Here is an 18,193-nt window from a genome sequence, read left to right as displayed (position 1 = left end):
GCTGGTGCCGCACTGAAAATGCCCTCGGGGCATTTTCCAAACAGTCTCTAAAGTACCTGCTGCCGGGCTGGCGGGAAAATCGTCAAGGCCTCTTGCGCGTTTTCGCGCGACATACCAAATAACGCGGCATGCAAAGCGAAAACCCCTTCGTCGCCGATTTCGTCAAGATGATGAACAGTGCTGCCGGCACGCTCGCCGGCGTGGGCCGTGAAGCGCGCGACAACGCGCGTGAGCGCTTCAAGGAACTCATGGGCGACATGGACTATGTCACCCGCGAGGAGTTCGAGGCGGTCAAGGAACTTGCCGCCACCGCGCGCGGAGAGGTCGAGGCGCTGAAGGCGCGTATCGAGGCGCTCGAAGGCAAATCGGGGCAGTAAGGCTTCTTCTTCGATCCGATTTCAGTAGCATCGAAAAACGCGGGAGATTTCCCGCGTTTTTCATATCGGCGCTAGGCGCTTGCCTCTGCCGTACGGACCCGTCAGTAACCGCAGCCATGCAGCTTCGCGCTTCCGCCATCGTCTGTGCTGCCCGCCCGCACGGCGAGACGGCGGTGATCGCACGCATGTTGACGGCGGAGGCGGGGATCGTCGCCGCCTATGTGGCGGGCGGCAGGGGGCGCGAGATGCGGCCCGTGCTGATCCCCGGCAACGCGGTGGAAGCGGACATCCGGTCCAAAAGCGAGAGCCAGCTGCCGTTCGCGCGGGTGGAACTCGTCACCAGTCGCGGCCCCTGGCTGACCGAGCCGCTTCCCGCCGCCGCGATTTCCTGGGTCACTGCCCTGACGGCGATAGCCCTGCCGGAGCGTCAGCCTTTCCCTGCACTCTACGATGCTCTCGGCGCCCTGCTCGAAGCGATCTGCGTTGCGCCGTCGGCGCGAGGGTGGGCATTGCCGCTGCTTTCCTACGAAGTTCTGCTGCTGCGCGAACTGGGTTACGGGGTGCCGGTGAACCGCCCCGAAGACGATGACTGGAGCGCTATCCTCACGACTTTCGACCGCCTCGGTCGTGAGCTTTCGCGCTATCCGCTTGCCGATCGGCGCGGAGACGTTATGGGGTCGCGCGTCCTGCTGCGCGAGCGGCTGGCACGGATTCATGGCTGAGAAGCAAGCGGAGAACGACATGCGCATCGCGGTATTTGCAGGAGACGGGATCGGTCCCGAGGTCACCGAGCAGGCGGTGCGCGTCCTCGAAAAGCTTGAACTTCCGGGGCTTGAGCTGGTCGAAGGCGATGTCGGCGGCGCCGCCTACTACAAGCACGGCCACCCGCTGCCCGCAGAAACCCTGGACATCGCGCGATCGGCGCAGGCGATCCTGTTCGGCGCCGTGGGCGATTTCTCCTGCGACCATCTGGAACGCCATCTCCGCCCGGAACAGGCCATCCTGGGCCTGCGCAAGGAACTCGGCCTCTTCGCGAACCTGCGCCCGGCGCAGGTCTTCGCAGGCCTTGAGGACCTGACCACGCTGCGCCCGGAAGTGGCCAGCAAGATCGACCTGCTGATCGTGCGCGAGCTGAACGGCGACGTGTACTTCGGCGAGAAGGGCATCCGCACGCTGGAGGACGGCCGTCGTCAGGGCTGGGACATGATGTCCTATGCCGAGGACGAAGTGCGCCGCATCGCCCATGTCGGCTTCAAGGCCGCGATGGGGCGCGGCAAGAAGCTCTGCTCGGTCGACAAGGCCAACGTGCTGGAAACCTCGCAGCTCTGGCGCGACGTGATGATCGAGGTGTCCAAGGATTACCCCGAAGTCGAACTCACCCATATGTACGTCGACAATGCGGCGATGCAGCTGGTGAAGAACCCCGGCCAGTTCGACGTGATCGTCACCGGCAACCTGTTCGGGGACATTCTTTCCGACCAGGCATCGATGTGCGTGGGGTCGATCGGCCTGCTCGCCTCGGCCAGTCTTGCCGAAGGCACGCTTGGCCTCTATGAACCGATCCACGGTTCGGCGCCGGATATCGCGGGCAAGGGTCTTGCCAATCCGATGGCGACGATCCTCTCGGCGGCGATGCTGCTGCGCCATTCGTTCGGCCTGGAAGCGGAAGCGGCCCGGATCGAGACGGCGGTCGCGAAGGCGCTGGCCGACGGCATCAAGGGCGGCGATCTCGGCGGCACGGCAGGCACGCGTGAGATCGGTGACGCGGTGCTCGAACGCCTCTAAGGCGTTCGCGGCCTTGATCGGCTAAGATTTATTCAGATTTACCACCTACCACGGGGCGCATGAACATTACCGGTTCTGATATTGCAGGGACGATCGAAGCTGGCGCCAGACCACTGGAGCTGGCGGTCGTCCTGCCCACCTACAACGAACGCAAGAACATCGCGACGATGATCGAGCGTCTCGATGCCGCGCTCCAGGGCGTGGCATGGGAAGCCGTCTTCGTGGACGACAACAGCCCTGACGGTACCTCGGACGAGGCACGCCGCCTGTCGCTGGTGGACCCGCGTGTGCGCTGCATCCAGCGCATCGGGCGTCGCGGTCTTGCCAGCGCCGCGATCGAAGGGATGTGCTCCACCGCCGCGCCGGTGGTGGCGGTGATGGACGCCGACCACCAGCACGACCCGGCCCTGCTGCCAGGCATGCTCAAGGCGGTCACGTCCGGCGAATACGACCTTGCCTATGCCTCTCGCTTCGCCGAAGGCGCCAGCACCGAGGCCTGGGGGCGGCCGGACCGCGTCAAGGCGTCGGGCCTTGCCAACCGCATCGCCAACAAGGTGACCGGCGTCGAACTGACGGACCCGATGAGCGGGTTCTTCATGCTCCGCACCGAAACCCTGCGCGCCGACGCGCACCGCCTCTCCGGCGTGGGCTTCAAGATTCTCCTCGATATCCTCGCAACCGTAGACCGTCCGCTTCGCGTCAAGGAGTTCCCGCTCCATTTCGCGGCCCGCGCGGAAGGCGAAAGCAAACTGGACCAGACCGTCGTGTTCGAATTCCTCGTGGGTCTTTACGACAAGTGGCTGGGGCGGATCATCCCGACCCGTTTCGCGCTGTTCGGCACGGTTGGTGCCCTGGGCGTCGTGGTGCAGCTTAGCGTGCTCTGGGTGATGCTTCACCTCGTGTTCGCCGAGCGGTTCGTCTATGGCAACTGGTCCGAGAGCGCGACGTTCAACATCTCGAACACGATCGCCGCCGTCGTCGCGATGACGTTCAACTTCGTGCTCAACAACGAGCTGACCTATTCGGACAAGCGCCTGCGCGGATTCGGCCCGCTGATGCGCGGCTGGGCGCAGTTCGCGCTGACCTGCTCGCTGGGCCTGCTCACCAACATCGGCTCGGCCGCGGTGCTCAAGACCATCGGCATCCATGACGTGCTGGCGGTGATCACCGGCGTGCTGCTGGCCTCGGTGTTCAACTTCGCGCTCTCGTCGAAGTTCGTCTGGGGCAAGTACTGAGCCCCAAGGCGGCACGCTTCATGACGCGGCATCCCTTGCCGCGCGGACAGATGGCATGGCTCGCGCTGACGGGCTTGGCGGCGTTGTTCAGCTTGCTGGACACGCCGTTTCCGCATCTGGCGCCGATGCAGAACCTGCCCAGCCTGGCGATCCTGGCAGGCATCGGCATCTCGCTGCGGCGATGGCCCATGCCGACGAGCGCGGTGGCCTGCGTCTGCCTGTTCCTCGTGCTTCACACGATCGGCGGCCGCTACATCTATTCCTTCGTCCCTTACGACGACTGGGCACGGGCGATCGGCCTGCCTTCACCCTCCGAGGCACTGGGGCTCGAGCGCAACGGCTGGGACCGACTGGTCCATTTCAGCTTCGGCGCGCTCTGGGTCCATCCGATCTCCGGCTGGCTGGCGAAGCACAAGGCGCTGTCGATCTCGCTGGCGACCTATGTGGCGGTAGAGTTCGTGCTGGCCGGCAGCGCCGTCTACGAGATTTTCGAATGGCTGCTCACCGTGTTCATGGCGGGCCCGGATGCGCTGGCCTACAACGGCCAGCAGGGCGATCCCTGGGATCCGCAGAAGGACATGGCCATGGCCGGCCTGGGAGCCGTCCTTGCGGCGATCTTCCTGCGGACGAAGGCCCGGTTCACCTGAACTACCTTCGACGGCGCCGGTAGGGCGTTCGCCGGTTTCCCTTTGTGCCGAGCGGTGCGATCCTGTCTTCGCGGGAAACCGAGGGATGAGGCGAACCATGATAGTGCGCGTTTCCATAAAGGTCCGCGATCCATGCCATGTCGCGGCCGTGCTTACGGAAATCGTCGGCCGCCCGGCGGTCCAGGCTCAGGCGGGCTGGCTCGTCGTTGCGGAGGCAGGGCCCGATCTCGAAATTCTCGAACGATCGGAAGGGCTTCCCCCTGGCCAGGAATGCGGCATCGCGTTGGCCTCTGCGCTGACCGTCGCCGAAGTCTTCGCGGTCGCCGGGCGCGAAGGGTGGCCGGCGCGCTATCGCCGGCCGCAGGGGACTTCGGGCGTGATCGAACTGCTTCTGGAAGGGGATTGCAGGCTTGAAGTGCTGACAGCCGATATGCAGGCCGCCTGAATTTTCAGAGCCGCATGGGTTTTAGCGCCAGTTCGGAAACCACATCCAGAAATTGTAGAACTCCTTCGTCGGCAGCGGCGCACCCGAAATGATCGGATAGAACACCACGAACAGGCCGACGGAACCGACCAGCGTGCCCGTGCCAAGATGGCGCCAGCGGTCCCGCCGCTCCCACAGCGCGTCGAGGCCGAACGCGAGAATGGCCATGAGGAAGGCGCCGGGAAGAAGATAGTGGTAGTAGAACTGGATCGGCTTGCCATTGACGATCCAGATGCCCAGCGTGCTCGCGTAGAGCAGCACCAGCGTCAGGACGTCGCGACGCGCGCGGAAGATCGATGCCCAGATGCCCCAGACGAGCGCGAAGAGGCCGGCGATCATGGAGAAGGGGTTGCCGAGCATCACGATGCCGTGCTGATGCCCGTCGATGCTCTCGAACTGGTACCAGATCGGGCGCCAATCGACCATCCACTGGTACCAGACACTGCGATAGGGATGCAGCTTCTTCACGCTGTCCTGAAGCGCGATCATGTGCCGGTGCTGCTCGACGAAACCCCAGGGCGAGGTCGGCCGAATGGAATAGAACATGGCAGGCGCGTAAGTCGCCCAATAGACCAGCATCGGCAGCAGCCCCAGCCAGAACGCCGCCTCCACCAGAGAGACGCCGGGGATGGGACCGGCGCCCTTGCGGCCGATGAACCTCCAGCCCGTCTCGCGGATGCGCAGCGCCAGAAACCAGAGGCCGGGGATCATCAGAGCGGGCGCGCTGCTCCATTTTGCACCGAGAGACAGCCCGAGCGCGATTCCCGCCGCCGCCAGATGCAGGCGGGCAGGGCCTCTTTTCCGCGCGCGGAGGGCTGCCGCGAACTGCCAGAGCCCGACCATGCAGAGCGAGGCCTCGATCATGTCCAGCATCGAGATGCGGCTCTGGACGAACCACATGAAATTGGTCGCCAGCAGGACGGTGGCGGTGATCGTGGCGCGGCGGCGGCCGGACAAATGCCAGACGAAACGGGCGAAGGCGAATAGTCCGAAGGCCCCGAACAGCAACGGGCCGATACGCCAGGCCAGGGGGCGGTCGCCCATCAGGGCTATGAACCCGGCGATCACTTCCTTGCCGAACATCGGGTGCTCGCGATTGGCCGGGATCAGTTCCAGCAGCTTAAGCGCGGCGGGGACGTAGTGCACCTCGTCGAAATAGTAGCGGCCCGGCTCCGCGAGTCGGAACAGGGCGAGGGCCAGGAACAGGCCCGCCACGATCAGGCTCCAGCCGATCGGATCTCGGTCATTGCGCGAAGCGTTCGGCATCGGGTCGGCGGGATAAGGGCGAAGCGGGGGCTCTGCAAGACTGGCCGGAACTTGCTCCACCAAAGAGCATGCGCGAGAAGGTTGCATTGGCGCCTTGCGCTGGCGCGTTCGCGATTCTAGAGCCTCGGCCATGAAACGCACCACCGGACAGGACCGCTCGAAGACCCGCAACTGGCGCCCGGCCACCCGCGCGATCCGCGGCGGCACCTGGCGCTCGGAAATGGGGGAGACCAGCGAGGCGCTGTTCCTCACCTCTGGCTACAGCTACGACGATGCCGCCACCGTCGCCGCCCGCTTCATGGGCGAGGACGACGGCATGACCTATTCGCGCCTCCAGAACCCCACGGTGCAGATGCTGGAAGAGCGTATCGCCCTGCTCGAAGGGGCCGAGGCCTGCCGCACCCAGGCATCCGGCATGGCGGCCATGACAACGGCGCTGCTCTGCCAGCTCTCGGCGGGCGACCACATGGTTTCGGCCCGCGCCGCCTTCGGATCCTGCCGCTGGCTGGGCGACAGCCTGCTGCCGCGCTTCGGCATCGACGTGACGGTGATCGACGCCACCGACACGGCCGCCTGGGAAGCCGCGATCCGTCCGAACACCAAGGTGTTCTTCTTCGAATCGCCCGCCAATCCGACGATGGACATTGCCGATATCGAAGGCATCTGCGCCATCGCCAAGGCGCACGGCATCACGACCGTGGTGGACAACGCGTTCTGCTCGCCGGTGCTGCAACGCCCGATGGAATTCGGCGTGGACGTCGTCGCCTATTCCGCCACGAAGCTGATGGACGGGCAGGGCCGCGTGCTCGCCGGCGCCGTTTGCGGGACCGAGGAATTCATCAACGACAAGCTCCTGCCGTTCCAGCGCAACACCGGGCCGAATCTTTCGCCGTTCAATGCCTGGGTCGTGCTCAAGGGCTTGGAAACGCTCGATCTGCGGGCGAAGAAGCAGAGCGAGAATGCGCTGAAGGTCGGCCAGTTCGTTGCCGGTCGGGTGCCGAAAATCCTGCATCCCTGGCTGGACAGCCACCCGCAGCAGGCGCTGGCGCAGAAGCAGATGGATGCCTGCGGCCCGATCTTCAGCTTCGAACTGGCTGGCGGCCGCGAACAGGCCCATGCACTGCTCGATGCGTTGGAGCTGATCGACATCTCCAACAACATCGGCGACTCGCGTTCGCTGATGTGCCATCCCGCCTCGACCACGCATCACGGCGTGGGGCCGGAAGGGCGCGAAGCGATGGGTGTTACCGAGGGCATGCTGCGTATCAATGTCGGGCTCGAAGACGCAGACGACCTCATCGAGGATCTCGATCAGGCGCTGACCAAGGCCGGGCTCTGACGATAGTCGCAGCGCGGGTCTTGCGGTGAGGTGGCGACCCTCACCGGTTCGGTTGCGCAGTTGTCGCGGGCTCATTTCATCGTTAGGCTGGCGGGCGTTATGAAGGAATTCTTCCAGCATACCGCGATGACCGACGGTGTGACCGTGCGGGTCGCCGTCAATTTCCTGCCCGAGCAATCACGCATCGAGGCGGGCAAGTGGTTCTGGGTCTATCACATCCGCATCGAAAACGATTCGGACGAAACGCTCCAGCTCATGACCCGGCATTGGCGCATCACCGATGGCAATGGCGACGTGAGCATGGTCGATGGAGAAGGCGTGGTCGGCGAACAGCCGGTCATCGTCCCCGGTCGCAGCCATGATTACGTATCCGGTTGCCCGCTGCCGACGCCGCAGGGTTCCATGGAAGGCTATTACGTCTTCCTGCGGGAGGATGGCAGCGAGGTAGAGGCGGCCATTCCCTTCTTTCCTCTGGCGGCACCTGCAACGGCGCGTTGAGTAACCGGGCGTTGAGCGATCCGATCGATCGAGACGCCATGGGCATTGCTCCAGACCGTCCCAGCGCATAGGGAACTCCCATGAAGCGCACGCACTTGCCCCTCAATGCCCTGCGCGTGTTCGATGCAGCGGCACGCCACCTTTCGTTCACCCGCGCCGCCGACGAACTGGCGGTGACGCCGGCCGCCGTGGGCCAGCAGATTCGCGCACTGGAAGACCTTCTTGGCGTGGTGCTGTTCCGCCGCACCAGCAAGGGCCTGGAACTGACGGACGAAGCGGGCGCTGGCCTTGCGGCCTTGCGCACCGGTTTCCTCCATTTCGAGGATGCGGTGCAGGCGATGCAGGCGGGGCAATCGAGCCACGTCTATACGATCGCCGCGCCGCGCGAATTCTTCGCGGCCTGGCTGGCGCCGCGCCTCGCGGCATTTCGGGCAGAAAACCCGCAAGTCCGCTACGTCATCGTCGATGGCGAGTTGACGGACTTCACCGAGGCCAATCTGGACCTGGCAGTGCGCTGGACGGACGGTCCGGGAGAGCTTGAGGGCGCGCCCCTGGGCGCAGCGGAATGGGTTGAGATCGGCGAGGGCGACTGGATCGGTTGGCCGGGCGATCCCGCACCCGGCACCGAGGACGATCAGGAGAACGAGGAGGCCAAGCCGGCGATCGCGGTGAGCGATGCCGGTCAGGCTATCGCCGCCGCGCGGTCCGGTCTCGGTCGCGCCCGCGTGCCGGGCTTGCTGGCGCGCGGTCTGATCAGTGCAAGCGACCAGAGCGTGATCCAGGCGACGACGCCGTGCCGCCGGGGCTACTGGCTGGTGGCCCCACTGCCGCAATGGCGCCAGAAGAAAGTGAAGGCCCTGGTCGGCGCTCTGGCGGAGCAGGCCTTTTCCGATTGACCCCAAGACCCATGGCCCCCGCCCGCCTTCGTTGGAAGCGGGCGGGGCTTGGTTCGGATCAGAAGCCGAGATCCTCGATCGGCCCGTCGAAGTTGCCGCCCAGCTTGTGGATGGCCGTGGCAAGCTGCTCCTGCGGAACACCCTTCAGGTAGCCGTCGATGATGCGCTGGTAGTTGCTGATCAGGCCTTCCACTTCGTGCGACAACCGCATGAACTCGAAGCCCTTGGCGTGCAGGCCCTTCTGCTGGATGGGAATGTTCGCGTAGTCCTGCCGGGGAATCGGTGGAAAATCCGGACTGTTGTACGGCAGCACGGTCGGTTCCATGACCGGCTCCGAGGTGTCGTCCTCGGGCGCATAAGTCAGCGACCAGATTTCGAAGCGGCAGCTTTCCGGCCCGAGCGGGCGGATGCGGTAGGCCGACATGGAGGTGAAGTAGGGCAGCAGGAAATAGTGCGGGAAGAGGAACTCCACCGCCTTCACCGGATGCGTCTGCGACACCGTGCACAAGTCTGGAACCGGCTCGCCCCGTGCTTTCAGCTGTTCCGAGATCTGGTGCATGACGATGCCCAGCCAATGGAACATCGCCATGTTCTGGTCTTCCGGCAGACCTTCCTCGATACCGATGAGGCCGCGTGCGATCTCCACTTCCTTTTCGTGGACCATGCCCGCCATGCCTTCGCTGAGCAGGGCCATGGACTTGACCTGCAACTCCTGGTTCTCGCGATAGGACAGATGCGGTTCGGCCATGATCGGCACCGGGCCGCGCGGGCTGCGGTACATCGAATCGTACATCATCGGCGCGGCGTGCTGGAGTTGGGGATGCGTCTGCATCACGTGATAGCCTTCCATGAACGCTTCCATCGCGATCTTCCAATTGGCGGGCAGGTCGGTGGCGAAGCACCATTCCGCGCGCATCTTGTCGAGCCCGCGCGCTTCGAGATTGCCGGCGAGCGAACCCAGCGACTCGCGCACCGAAGGAGCGTCGTCGTCGTGGTTGATCCAGACGCAGCCGATGAAGGTTTCGGCGCGGCAGGGGATCAGGTTGATATCGTCCTCCTGAAGCTGCCGCTCGGAGAACATGTGCTTGCCGTAGACTTGCGTCGATTCGCCATCCATGTTCCAGCGCCAGCCGTGAAACGGGCAGACGAAGCCCGACTTCTTGCAGTTGCCATGAGCCTGACCGGTGCCCCCGGCGAACGGTACGCCGCGATGGCGGCAGGCGTTGTGGAAGGCCTTGATACCGCTGGCGGTGCGCACGACGACCACGGACTTGCCGACGTTCTCGTACTCGATCCAGTCGCCCACTTCGGGGATCTGTTCCTCGCGGCAGGCCATCTGCCAGACGTGCGGCCACAGGTGGTCCAGCTCGGCCTGGTAGAACTCGGCATCGTAGTAGCGCTTGACCGGGATCCGCTCGGGATCGTCGATCGGGTAGGGGACGGACCGCAGCCCGCCGTCGACAGATTTCAGCACTCCGACACCTCTCGGATTATTCTTCGTTCGTATTGAACGAATGTACAACCGTGGGCGGTGCAGGCAATGCCGAGGCGCACCCGTCCGCATCGCGGGCGCGCTATCTGGTTGTTACTTCCGCGTGGGATCGAGCGCGGAGGCCGCGCGGCGCGGCGCGACTTCCTCCATCGCCATCAGCGCGGCAATGCGCTTCTCGGTCGCGGGATGGGTGGAGAACAGGTCCGAAACGGACGTCGGCACGATGTAGAGCTGCGCGGCGGCCGGATTGCGCTGCGAAGCCACGCTCGGCACCGACTGCGCTGGTCCGGCGATCTTCGCCAAGGCCGAGGCCAGCGCGCGAGGATTGCCGCTGATCTCCGCCCCCGCGCGGTCGGCGCCGAATTCGCGCGTGCGGCTGATCGCCATCTGCACGATCATCGCGGCGAACGGTGCCATGAACACGGCTGCCATGGCCGCTATCGGATTGGGCCGGTCTTCCCCATGCCCGCCGAAGAACAGCCCGAAGTTGGCGATCATGGAGATCGCGCCGGCAATCGTCGCCACCATGGTCATGATCAGGGTGTCGCGATTCTTCACATGGCCCAGTTCGTGCGCCATCACCGCAGCCACTTCATCGCGGCTCAGCCGGTCGAGCAGGCCGGTGGTCGCCGCCACTGCCGCGTGTTCCGGGTTGCGTCCGGTGGCGAAGGCGTTGGGATTGGCGCTTTCCACCAGATATACGCGCGGCATCGGCAGTTGCGCGCGGCGGGCGAGATCCGCCACGAGGTTGTAGAATTCGGGCGCGGTGCGCTCGTCCACTTCCCGTGCATTGTGCATCCGAAGCACGATGCTGTCGGCGTTCCAGAAGGTGAACAGGTTCATCCCCGCCGCCAGCACCAGCGCGATCATCGCCCCGCCTGCGCCGCCGAAGATATAGCCCAGCCCCATGAACAGCGCCGTGAGCGCCGTCAGCAGCATGGCCGTCTTGAAACCGTTCACGTCTGTAACTCCTTTGGATTGCCGAAATCGGCGAATGCGCGATCTGGGTATCACGGCGCGGCTTTCAATATCCGGAACGGCTTTTCCATCGCCTGCGCGAAATGCAGGTGCAAGGTGTCCCCAAGCGCGGAAATCCCGCCTAGGACGGCCGGAAAGACGTTTTCCAGGGAGTTGCAGGCAATGGCGTTCAAGACCCGCGTTACCGAGATGCTCGGTATCGAGCATCCGATCGTGCAGGGCGGTATGCAGGGCGTGGGGCTGGCGGAACTGGCCAGCGCGGTATCCAACGCGGGTGGTCTGGGAACCCTGACAGCCCTGACTCAGCCGAGCCCGCAGGCGCTGCGCGAGGAGATCGAACGCTGCCGGTCGATGACCGACAAGCCTTTTGCTGTGAACATCACCGTGTTCCCGACCCTTCTGCCGCCCGACTACAAGGCTTACGCGCAGGCCGCGATCGAAGGCGGCGTGAAGATCATCGAGACGGCGGGCACGCAGCAGGTGCGCGAAATCTGGGAGCTGGTGAAGCCGCACGGCATCACCGTCATCCACAAGTGCACGGCCGTGCGCCACGCGCTCTCCGCCGAGAAACACGGCTGCGACATCATCTCGATCGACGGGTTCGAATGCGCAGGCCATCCGGGCGAGGACGATATTCCCGGCCTCATCCTGATCCCCTCGGCGGCGGACAAGGTGAAGATCCCGATGCTGGCGAGCGGCGGCTTCGGCGACGGCCGGGGGCTTGTCGCGGCGCTGGCGCTGGGGGCGGAGGGCATCAACATGGGCACCCGTTTCTGCGCCACCCGGGAAGCGCCGATCCATGACAACGTCAAGGCCCGCTATATCGAGAACGACGAGCGCGGGACCAACCTGATCTTCCGCAAGTTCAAGAACACCGCGCGCGTCGGCAAGAACGGGGTTTCGGATGAAGTCGTCGAGATCTCGGAGCGGCCGGAATCGACCTTCGACGATATCAAGCACCTGGTGGCCGGCGCGGTCGGCCGCGAACTGCTCCAGTCGGGCGATCTCACCAAGGGCATCTTCTGGGCGGGCATGGTCCAGGGCCTGATCCACGACCTGCCCACGTGCCGGGAACTGATCGATAGGATCGTTGCCGAGGCGGAGGAAATCGTCGAAGGCCGTCTCGGGAAGATGCTGGCCTGAACGGGAGCCGAAGACAATGACTTACGAGAAAGTCCTCTACAGCCTCGAAAATGGCGTCGCGCGCATTTCGATGAACGATCCGGCAACGCGTAATGCGGGATCGGCACAGATGGGCGAGGAACTGTTCGACGCCGTCTCCCGCGCTGCCTTCGAGGCGCGGGCGGTACTGTTGACGGGTGAAGGAAAGGCGTTCTGTTCCGGCGCGAACCTCGGCGACGCGCAGGACATGCTCGACGATCCGCGCCGCGACGTCGGTACCTTGCTCGACCGGCACTTCAATCCCGTCATCATCGCCATGCGCGACATGGAGCAGCCGGTGGTCACCGCCGTGCGCGGCGCGGCGGCGGGCGTAGGGGCCGGACTGGCCATGGCGGGCGATCTTATCGTTTGCGGCGAAAGCGGCTTTTTCCTCCAGGCGTTCCGCCACGTTGGCCTCGTGCCCGATGGCGGCTCGTCATGGCTGCTGACCCGCGCCGTGGGCCGCGTGCGCGCCATGGAAATGATGCTGCTTGGCGAGCGTCTTCCGGCTGCCAGGGCGCTGGAATGGGGCCTCGTCAATCGCGTAGTGCCCGACCCTGAGGTGGAGTCGGCCGCCATGGCGCTTGCCGGTGAACTGGCGCAGGGGCCATGGTCGCTACGCCGGATCAAGCAGGTCGCCTGGGCCGCCGCCGACTGCACTTTGGAGCAGGCTCTCACCAACGAACGGCTCGGCCAGCGCGATGCGTCGCGCACCGAGGATTTCGTGGAAGGGGTCACGGCCTTCGCCGAAAAGCGCAATCCGGCTTTCAGGGGGCGTTGAGCGGGACGCCTTACCTCGCAGGGATGATCGGGGGCAGGGGAAAGGGCGGCGGGAAGCTGCCCTAAACCGCGCCCGCGTCTCGCAGCGCCGTCAGTCCAGCCTCATCGATGCCGAGTTCCGCGAGCACTTCCGCGGTATGTTCGCCCAGCATCGGCGGGGCCATGCGGATCGTGGCCGGGCTGGCAGACATCTGGGAGAGAGGGCTGGCGATCAGGTCCACCGAGCCGCTTTCCGCCCAGGCGTGGGGCGTGGCGGCGCGCAAGTTGCGGTGCTTGACCTGCTCGTCCTCCCACACGTCTGCCAGTTCGTTGTAGCGGGCGGCGGGGATGCCGGTGTTGTCGAGCATCTCCTGCATCCGGGCGACGGTGAAGCCGGTGCTCCAGGCGTTGATGATGTCCATCAATTCGGCGCGGTTGGTCTTGCCGCGCTTCAGGTTGCTGTCGAAGCGCGGGTCGGTGAAGAGTTCGGGCTGATCCATCAGCACGGTGAGGCGGCGATAGTGCTCGTCGGTGCCGGCGGTGAGATAGACGATGCCGTCGGCGCAGCGCATCAGGTCAGCCGGCCCCCCGCCATTGCCGCCGTTGCCGAGGCGTGGCGGCGCCTGGCCGCTGATCAGGTAGTCCTGCATGATGTGACTGACCATCGCCACCGAGCTGTCGAGCAGGGCGATGTCGATGAACTGACCTTGGCCGGTGCGGTTGCGATATTGCAGGGCGCCGAGAATCGCGAGCGCGGTGTTGTGGCCGGTCACGAAGTCCACCAGGCTGGGTCCGGTCTTGAGCGGTCCGCTGCCGGGTTGTCCTTCGGGAATGCCGGTGACCGCCATCATGCCGCCGGTGGCCTGGAACAGGCCGTCATAGCCGGGCCGCGCCGCCATCGGGCCGGTCTGGCCGAAGCCCGTGACCGAGCAGTAGATCAGACGCGGGTTGATCTCTCGCAGGCTCTCGTAATCCAGGCCGAAGCGCTTGAGATCGCCGACTTTGTAATTCTCGATCAGCACGTCGGCGCTTTTCGCCAGTTCACGCAGGATCGCCTGGCCCTCGGGATGGGAATGATTGAGAGTGATGGACCGCTTGTTACGGTTGGAGACGGTGAAGAAGCTGGAGTGTCGCGTCTCGATCCCGTCCTTGCCGGGCACCCACGAGAAGCCGTAGCCGCGCCCGTCGTCACCCACGCCGGGGCGTTCGATCTTGATGACGTCCGCGCCGAGATCGCCGAGGATCTGCGCTCCGATCGGGGCGGCGAAGACGCGGCTCATGTCGATGACGCGAATCCCCGCCAATGCTGAATGGGGAGCGGTCTTGTCGTTGTGGTTCGTGCTCATGATGGGGCGAGGCTAGACCCGCCCTCGAAAGCGGCCAAGGCGAGTGCCCTCGCTTATCGCGGCGACGATCACGCATCGCGAAACGCGTGACCGGGCTTATGCGACGGGGCGAAAGAGCCTAGCCGGAAGCGAAAGAGCCCAAAACGTGAATGAAATTCGAGGGGATCATGCGATGAAGACGGCGATCATCACCGGCGCGGGCAGCGGCATCGGGCTGGAAACCGCGAAGATCCTCCATTCGGAAGGCTATGCGATCGTCGGCGTCGGTCGCAGCAGGGATAAGCTGGCGGTGCTGGAAGCCGAGATCGGCAATCCCGACCATGTTCTGGCGATCAGCGCTGACCTGACGGACCCTGCCGCACCGGGAGCCATCGTTGCCGCAGCGATGGAGCGTTTCGGGCGGATCGATGCGCTGGTAAACAATGCCGGTGTCGGCAGCCCCAAGCCGCTGGACGAAACCGACGACGAAACGCTGGACGATTTCCTGGACATCATGCTGGTTGCCCCGTTTCGGCTCTGCCGCGACGTGATTCCGCATCTCTCGCAAGGCTCCAGCGTCGTCAACGTCACCAGCACCTTCGCGCACATCGGCGGGCGGCGCGGCGGCGCCTATTCCGCGGCCAAAGGCGGACTGAAGTCGCTTACCGAGCACATGGCGTGCGAGTATGGTCCCCGCGGTATCCGCTCGAACTGTGTCGCGCCGGGCGTGACGATGACCGACATGGTCCGCCATCGCTTCGAGGACGAAGGATTCAAGCGGGCGAACGTGGAAACCACGCCCTATCCGCGCCTAGCACAGCCGGAAGACATCGCCAGCGTGATCGCCTTCCTTTGCCTGCCGGGCAGCGAGATGATCAACGGGCAGTCGATCGTCGTCGATGGCGGATGGACGGCGACCAAGTACCTCAGCCCGAGAGTGACCCGCACAACCTGGGTGGAGCCTGCCAGCGCTTAGCCCAGGCGGGCGGTCCACGCCGATTGCCGTCAGGCCCATCGCTCCGATCCTTTCCGGTCAAGCCGTTGTCGTTGTTCGCCGGTGCCGCGCGGGAGTAGCGTGGGAGCGGCGCAGGGCGGGGAGCAGGGATGATCAGGGGCGTTCACCATATCGGCGTAAACTGCCGCGACCTCGATCGGATGACGCGTTTCTACGTCGAGGCCCTGCGCTTCGAGCCCGTCGGCGAGGGCTTCGGCTGGCAGGATGAGGCGGTGATGGATCTGATCGTCGATGTGCCGGGGTCCGCAGCGAACGGCGTCATGCTGAGGGCCGGGCAGTGCTATCTCGAACTCTTCTCCTATTCCGCGCCGCCCCCCAGCGCCTCCCCGCCGCTTCGCCCTCACGACCGGGGATATACGCATCTGTGCATCGACGTGACGGATATCGCAGCCGACATCGCTCACCTGGAACTGTGCGGTATGACCTTCAACGATCGTTCCTTCGTGGACATGGGGCATGTCAAAACGCTCTACGGTTACGACCCGGAGGGCAACGTGATCGAAGTGCAGCAATGCGCCGAGGATAACGGCTTCACTCTCGAAGACCTTCGCGCCGGGGTGTCCTGAGGGTGAGGCGTGCGGGAGTGTCGGGTCGGGCAAGGGGCCGGGCCGATCCGCGCACGACGATATCCATCGCGAAAGTATGGCGCGACACCCGTCCGTCGCGCAATCGCGCCAGAGCCTCCTTCGCGATAGCCTGCCAGGGCACACGCATGGTGGTGAGCGGGGGGCAGGTTTTGGCCGCGATGGGCAGGTCTTCGAAGCCTATCACCGACAGATCGCGCGGCACCATCAATTCGGCCTGCGCTGCGGCCTGAAGCGCGCCGGCCGCCATCTCGTCATTGCCTGCGACGATTGCACCGGGGCGTGGACTCACGTCCAGCAGGATTTGTGCGGCGGCGAACCCGGAAGCGAGGCTGCCGTCTCCCGGCACGATCATCAGGGGGCCGTTGCGAAGGCCATGCCCCATGCCTTCCACGTAGCCTTCCTCACGAAGCCTGCCGGAAAGGGAGCTGTCCGCGTGCGAGATGAAGCCGACCCGGCCGTGCCCCTCGGCCACCAGCCAGTGAACGAGCTGGGCCATGGCGGCGCGATCGTCGCACGCCAGGTCTGCGTGTCCGAGGCGTGCGCAGCGAATCCCCGCCTCGGCGCAAATCGCCGGAAGCTCTTCCCGGTCCGAGAGTGGAGGAAGAAGCACGACCCCGTTTGGAACATTGCGGACGAGGAAGCGACGCAAGTGGCCCGCCGGATCGTCGCCGCCCATCCGAAGTGCGAGCATGCGGACAGCGCCTTCGTCCGCCAGGGTCGCCTCTACGAGCATGGTCAGTTCCGGGGCGCTGCCGTCGTGCAGAAGAACGATATCATCGCTTGCCGGGATGCCTGGGGGGACGATCGGACGGGCCGAGCCGAAGCCGAGTTGCGCCATGGCGGTGAGGATTCGGGCACGGGTCTCGTCTGCCACGGGGGCGGTGCCGTTGATAAAGCGGCTGACCGTCTTGCGGGATACGCCGGCCTGACTGGCGACATCGTTCATGGTGGGATGCGGGGGAGCAGGCATGGCGCCATCTTGTCGAGCGGGGGCAGGGGGCCAAGCGTTGTCCGGTCCGATCTGGACAGATCCCCCGATGGCCCTGCTGCGACGACCTGATACAACCCGGTCATTGCGGAAAAGCCGCGAAATCCCTAAGTGAGCGATGCTTCCGCACTGGCGGACCCGCCCACCCCACCGGAGAACGATGAAGCCTGCCCCGTCGCAACGCCACTATGGCATGGATTGGCTGCGCGTAGGCGCCTTCGTTCTGCTGATCTTCTACCATGTAGGCTTTTCGTTCACGCCGTGGGGTTATCAGACCCCCACTCGCGGCGTCGTGAGCTGGGCGGAAATTCCGCTGCTCGGGCTGAGTGCATGGCGGCTCGCCCTGCTTTTCGCGATCTCCGGTTATGCCAGCGCCGCCTTGCTTAAAAAGGACGGCGACAATCGGGCGTTCCTGAAGAGTCGCATCCTTCGCCTTGGAATTCCTCTTCTTTTCGGTCTGACTGTGGTGGTGCCGCCGCAACCTTACATGGGCCTCGTCAACAGCGGATATGACCATGGCTATGGTTATTTCCTGCTTCACGATGCGTTCCTGTTCCACAAGGTCAGCTATGAAGTTCTTCCCGCGACCATGCACATGTGGTTCGTGATCTATCTGCTTGCCTACACCCTGGCGCTTTGCGCGGGGCTGATGCTGCTGCCGGAGGCATGGCGCGCAGGCCTGCGGCGGGGCGGTGAGTGGCTACTTTCGGGACCGGCTCTGCTGCCGCTCGGCATCGGGCTGATCTTCCTGATCCGCATGTTGCCTTATGGCTGGACCGACATGCACAACTTCCTCCAGGATCGCAGCGCGCACCTGCACTATTTCGGAATGTTCCTGTTCGGTTTCCTGCTGCGTGGTTCGGAGCCGATGCGGGCGGCCATCGCCCGTCAGTGGAAGCTGGCGCTCGTGCTCGGCATGCTGGGCTATGCCTGGGTCATGGGCGACACCTTGCTCTATCCCGGCAACATCCCGACCCCGGTCGATTGGCAGCAACCGCTTTCCTTCGCAAAGTCGGTGCAGTGCTGGGGCACCGTGATCGCGCTGTTCGGCATTGCCGACCGCTTTTGGAACTTCGACCATCGGTGGCGCACCACGCTGGTCGAGGCCGTGTTCCCGATCTACATCGCCCATCAGACGGTCATGGTCTTCGTGAGTTACGGCATCCGCGACATGGGGCTCGGTGCCCTGGCGGAATTCCTGACGCTCTGCGCGGCGGTGGCGGGTGGATCCTGGATATTCTATCTGATCGGGCGCGAGATCGGACCGCTGCGTCCGCTTATCGGCCTCAAGCGCAAGCGCGCGCGCAAAACTTCGGACGAGACGAAACCCGCCCTCGCTTCGGCAGGCTGAAACCGGTTCG

General features: G+C 64.9%; 20 protein-coding genes. 14 read left to right on the top strand and 6 right to left on the bottom strand.

The features are described from left to right. The first annotated feature begins 128 nt into the window (after nt 1–128). The 6 genes from ACI3K3_RS10790 (at nt 129) to ACI3K3_RS10765 (ending at nt 4,489) form a co-directional block, all read left to right on the top strand. A complete protein-coding gene (locus tag ACI3K3_RS10790; RefSeq protein WP_404913582.1) occupies nt 129–377 on the top strand; it encodes an accessory factor UbiK family protein in 249 nt (82 codons plus the stop codon). Between the two features lie 116 nt (nt 378–493). Continuing rightward, the gene (locus ACI3K3_RS10785; protein ID WP_404913581.1) at nt 494–1,099 is read left to right on the top strand and encodes a DNA repair protein RecO; all 606 of its coding nucleotides are present in this window, start codon (nt 494–496) and stop codon (nt 1,097–1,099) included. Nucleotides 1,100–1,118: 19 nt separating this feature from the next. After that, nucleotides 1,119–2,162 carry a 3-isopropylmalate dehydrogenase gene (leuB, locus tag ACI3K3_RS10780; protein WP_404913587.1) on the top strand — a complete coding sequence of 348 codons (1,044 nt, stop codon included), beginning with the start codon at nt 1,119–1,121 and terminating at the stop codon, nt 2,160–2,162. Nucleotides 2,163–2,221: 59 nt separating this feature from the next. Beyond that, nucleotides 2,222–3,397: a glycosyltransferase gene (locus ACI3K3_RS10775; RefSeq protein WP_404913580.1), complete on the top strand. Its 1,176-nt coding sequence runs from the start codon at nt 2,222–2,224 to the stop codon at nt 3,395–3,397. 20 nt (nt 3,398–3,417) lie between these two features. Then, on the top strand, nt 3,418–4,044 hold the full coding sequence (locus ACI3K3_RS10770) for a DUF2238 domain-containing protein (protein ID WP_404913579.1): 627 nt from the start codon (nt 3,418–3,420) through the stop codon (nt 4,042–4,044). 103 nt (nt 4,045–4,147) lie between these two features. Beyond that, nucleotides 4,148–4,489, top strand: coding sequence for a hypothetical protein (locus ACI3K3_RS10765; RefSeq protein ID WP_404913578.1), 342 nt, complete (start codon nt 4,148–4,150; stop codon nt 4,487–4,489). Nucleotides 4,490–4,510: 21 nt separating this feature from the next. Here the strand turns inward: ACI3K3_RS10765 and ACI3K3_RS10760 are convergent, their stop codons facing one another. Next, entirely contained in the window at nt 4,511–5,794 is a 1,284-nt protein-coding gene (locus ACI3K3_RS10760; RefSeq protein WP_404913577.1) for a phospholipid carrier-dependent glycosyltransferase, read from the bottom strand. Nucleotides 5,795–5,924: 130 nt separating this feature from the next. On the opposite strand from ACI3K3_RS10760, the gene ACI3K3_RS10755 reads away from it, so the two are divergent. The 3 genes from ACI3K3_RS10755 to ACI3K3_RS10745 all read left to right on the top strand — a co-directional run bounded on the left by ACI3K3_RS10755 (nt 5,925) and on the right by ACI3K3_RS10745 (nt 8,527). Continuing rightward, nucleotides 5,925–7,133 (top strand): trans-sulfuration enzyme family protein, encoded by a 1,209-nt coding sequence (locus ACI3K3_RS10755; RefSeq protein WP_404913576.1) that lies wholly within the window; start codon nt 5,925–5,927, stop codon nt 7,131–7,133. A gap of 99 nt (nt 7,134–7,232) precedes the next feature. Further along, nucleotides 7,233–7,631, top strand: a complete 399-nt coding sequence (gene apaG / locus ACI3K3_RS10750) for a Co2+/Mg2+ efflux protein ApaG (protein ID WP_404913575.1) — start codon at nt 7,233–7,235, stop codon at nt 7,629–7,631. Nucleotides 7,632–7,711: 80 nt separating this feature from the next. Beyond that, nucleotides 7,712–8,527 carry a LysR family transcriptional regulator gene (locus tag ACI3K3_RS10745; RefSeq protein ID WP_313438726.1) on the top strand — a complete coding sequence of 272 codons (816 nt, stop codon included), beginning with the start codon at nt 7,712–7,714 and terminating at the stop codon, nt 8,525–8,527. 58 nt (nt 8,528–8,585) lie between these two features. Here ACI3K3_RS10745 and ACI3K3_RS10740 read toward each other — a convergent pair whose 3' ends face one another. From ACI3K3_RS10740 to ACI3K3_RS10730, 3 genes are all read right to left on the bottom strand, one after another. Next, a complete protein-coding gene (locus ACI3K3_RS10740; RefSeq protein WP_404913574.1) occupies nt 8,586–10,001 on the bottom strand; it encodes an SRPBCC family protein in 1,416 nt (471 codons plus the stop codon). A gap of 111 nt (nt 10,002–10,112) precedes the next feature. Beyond that, on the bottom strand, nt 10,113–10,979 hold the full coding sequence (gene htpX / locus ACI3K3_RS10735; RefSeq protein WP_404913573.1) for a zinc metalloprotease HtpX: 867 nt from the start codon (nt 10,977–10,979) through the stop codon (nt 10,113–10,115). Between the two features lie 50 nt (nt 10,980–11,029). Further along, a complete protein-coding gene (locus tag ACI3K3_RS10730; protein ID WP_404913572.1) occupies nt 11,030–11,170 on the bottom strand; it encodes a hypothetical protein in 141 nt (46 codons plus the stop codon). Here ACI3K3_RS10730 and ACI3K3_RS10725 point away from each other — a divergent pair. Both ACI3K3_RS10725 and ACI3K3_RS10720 read left to right on the top strand, forming a co-directional pair. Then, nucleotides 11,160–12,140 (top strand): NAD(P)H-dependent flavin oxidoreductase, encoded by a 981-nt coding sequence (locus ACI3K3_RS10725; protein ID WP_404913571.1) that lies wholly within the window; start codon nt 11,160–11,162, stop codon nt 12,138–12,140. The two genes, ACI3K3_RS10730 and ACI3K3_RS10725, sit on opposite strands and share 11 nt — an antisense overlap. Nucleotides 12,141–12,156: 16 nt before the next feature. Continuing rightward, the gene (locus tag ACI3K3_RS10720) at nt 12,157–12,939 is read left to right on the top strand and encodes an enoyl-CoA hydratase-related protein (RefSeq protein ID WP_404913570.1); all 783 of its coding nucleotides are present in this window, start codon (nt 12,157–12,159) and stop codon (nt 12,937–12,939) included. Nucleotides 12,940–13,000: 61 nt separating this feature from the next. On the opposite strand, the gene ACI3K3_RS10715 is transcribed toward ACI3K3_RS10720, so the two are convergent. Beyond that, a complete protein-coding gene (locus ACI3K3_RS10715) occupies nt 13,001–14,263 on the bottom strand; it encodes a CaiB/BaiF CoA transferase family protein (protein ID WP_404913569.1) in 1,263 nt (420 codons plus the stop codon). Nucleotides 14,264–14,435: 172 nt separating this feature from the next. On the opposite strand from ACI3K3_RS10715, the gene ACI3K3_RS10710 reads away from it, so the two are divergent. Both ACI3K3_RS10710 and ACI3K3_RS10705 read left to right on the top strand, forming a co-directional pair. Continuing rightward, on the top strand, nt 14,436–15,218 hold the full coding sequence (locus ACI3K3_RS10710; protein WP_404913568.1) for an SDR family NAD(P)-dependent oxidoreductase: 783 nt from the start codon (nt 14,436–14,438) through the stop codon (nt 15,216–15,218). A gap of 128 nt (nt 15,219–15,346) precedes the next feature. Continuing rightward, on the top strand, nt 15,347–15,823 hold the full coding sequence (locus tag ACI3K3_RS10705; RefSeq protein WP_404913567.1) for a VOC family protein: 477 nt from the start codon (nt 15,347–15,349) through the stop codon (nt 15,821–15,823). Here the strand turns inward: ACI3K3_RS10705 and ACI3K3_RS10700 are convergent. After that, entirely contained in the window at nt 15,789–16,814 is a 1,026-nt protein-coding gene (locus tag ACI3K3_RS10700; protein WP_404913566.1) for a LacI family DNA-binding transcriptional regulator, read from the bottom strand. The genes ACI3K3_RS10705 and ACI3K3_RS10700 overlap by 35 nt on opposite strands. Before the next feature lie 178 nt (nt 16,815–16,992). Here ACI3K3_RS10700 and ACI3K3_RS10695 point away from each other — a divergent pair, with 178 nt between their 5' ends. Beyond that, complete coding sequence (locus ACI3K3_RS10695) at nt 16,993–18,183, top strand: acyltransferase family protein (protein WP_404913565.1); 1,191 nt, start codon at nt 16,993–16,995, stop codon at nt 18,181–18,183. Nucleotides 18,184–18,193 lie beyond the last annotated feature (10 nt).

Origin of the sequence: Novosphingobium sp. ZW T3_23 (genome assembly GCF_044987305.1) — a bacterium.
In the GTDB taxonomy this organism is placed as follows: domain Bacteria; phylum Pseudomonadota; class Alphaproteobacteria; order Sphingomonadales; family Sphingomonadaceae; genus Novosphingobium.
Note: the sequence above shows the minus strand (reverse complement) of the source record. Positions and strands in the feature narration are given on the sequence as shown.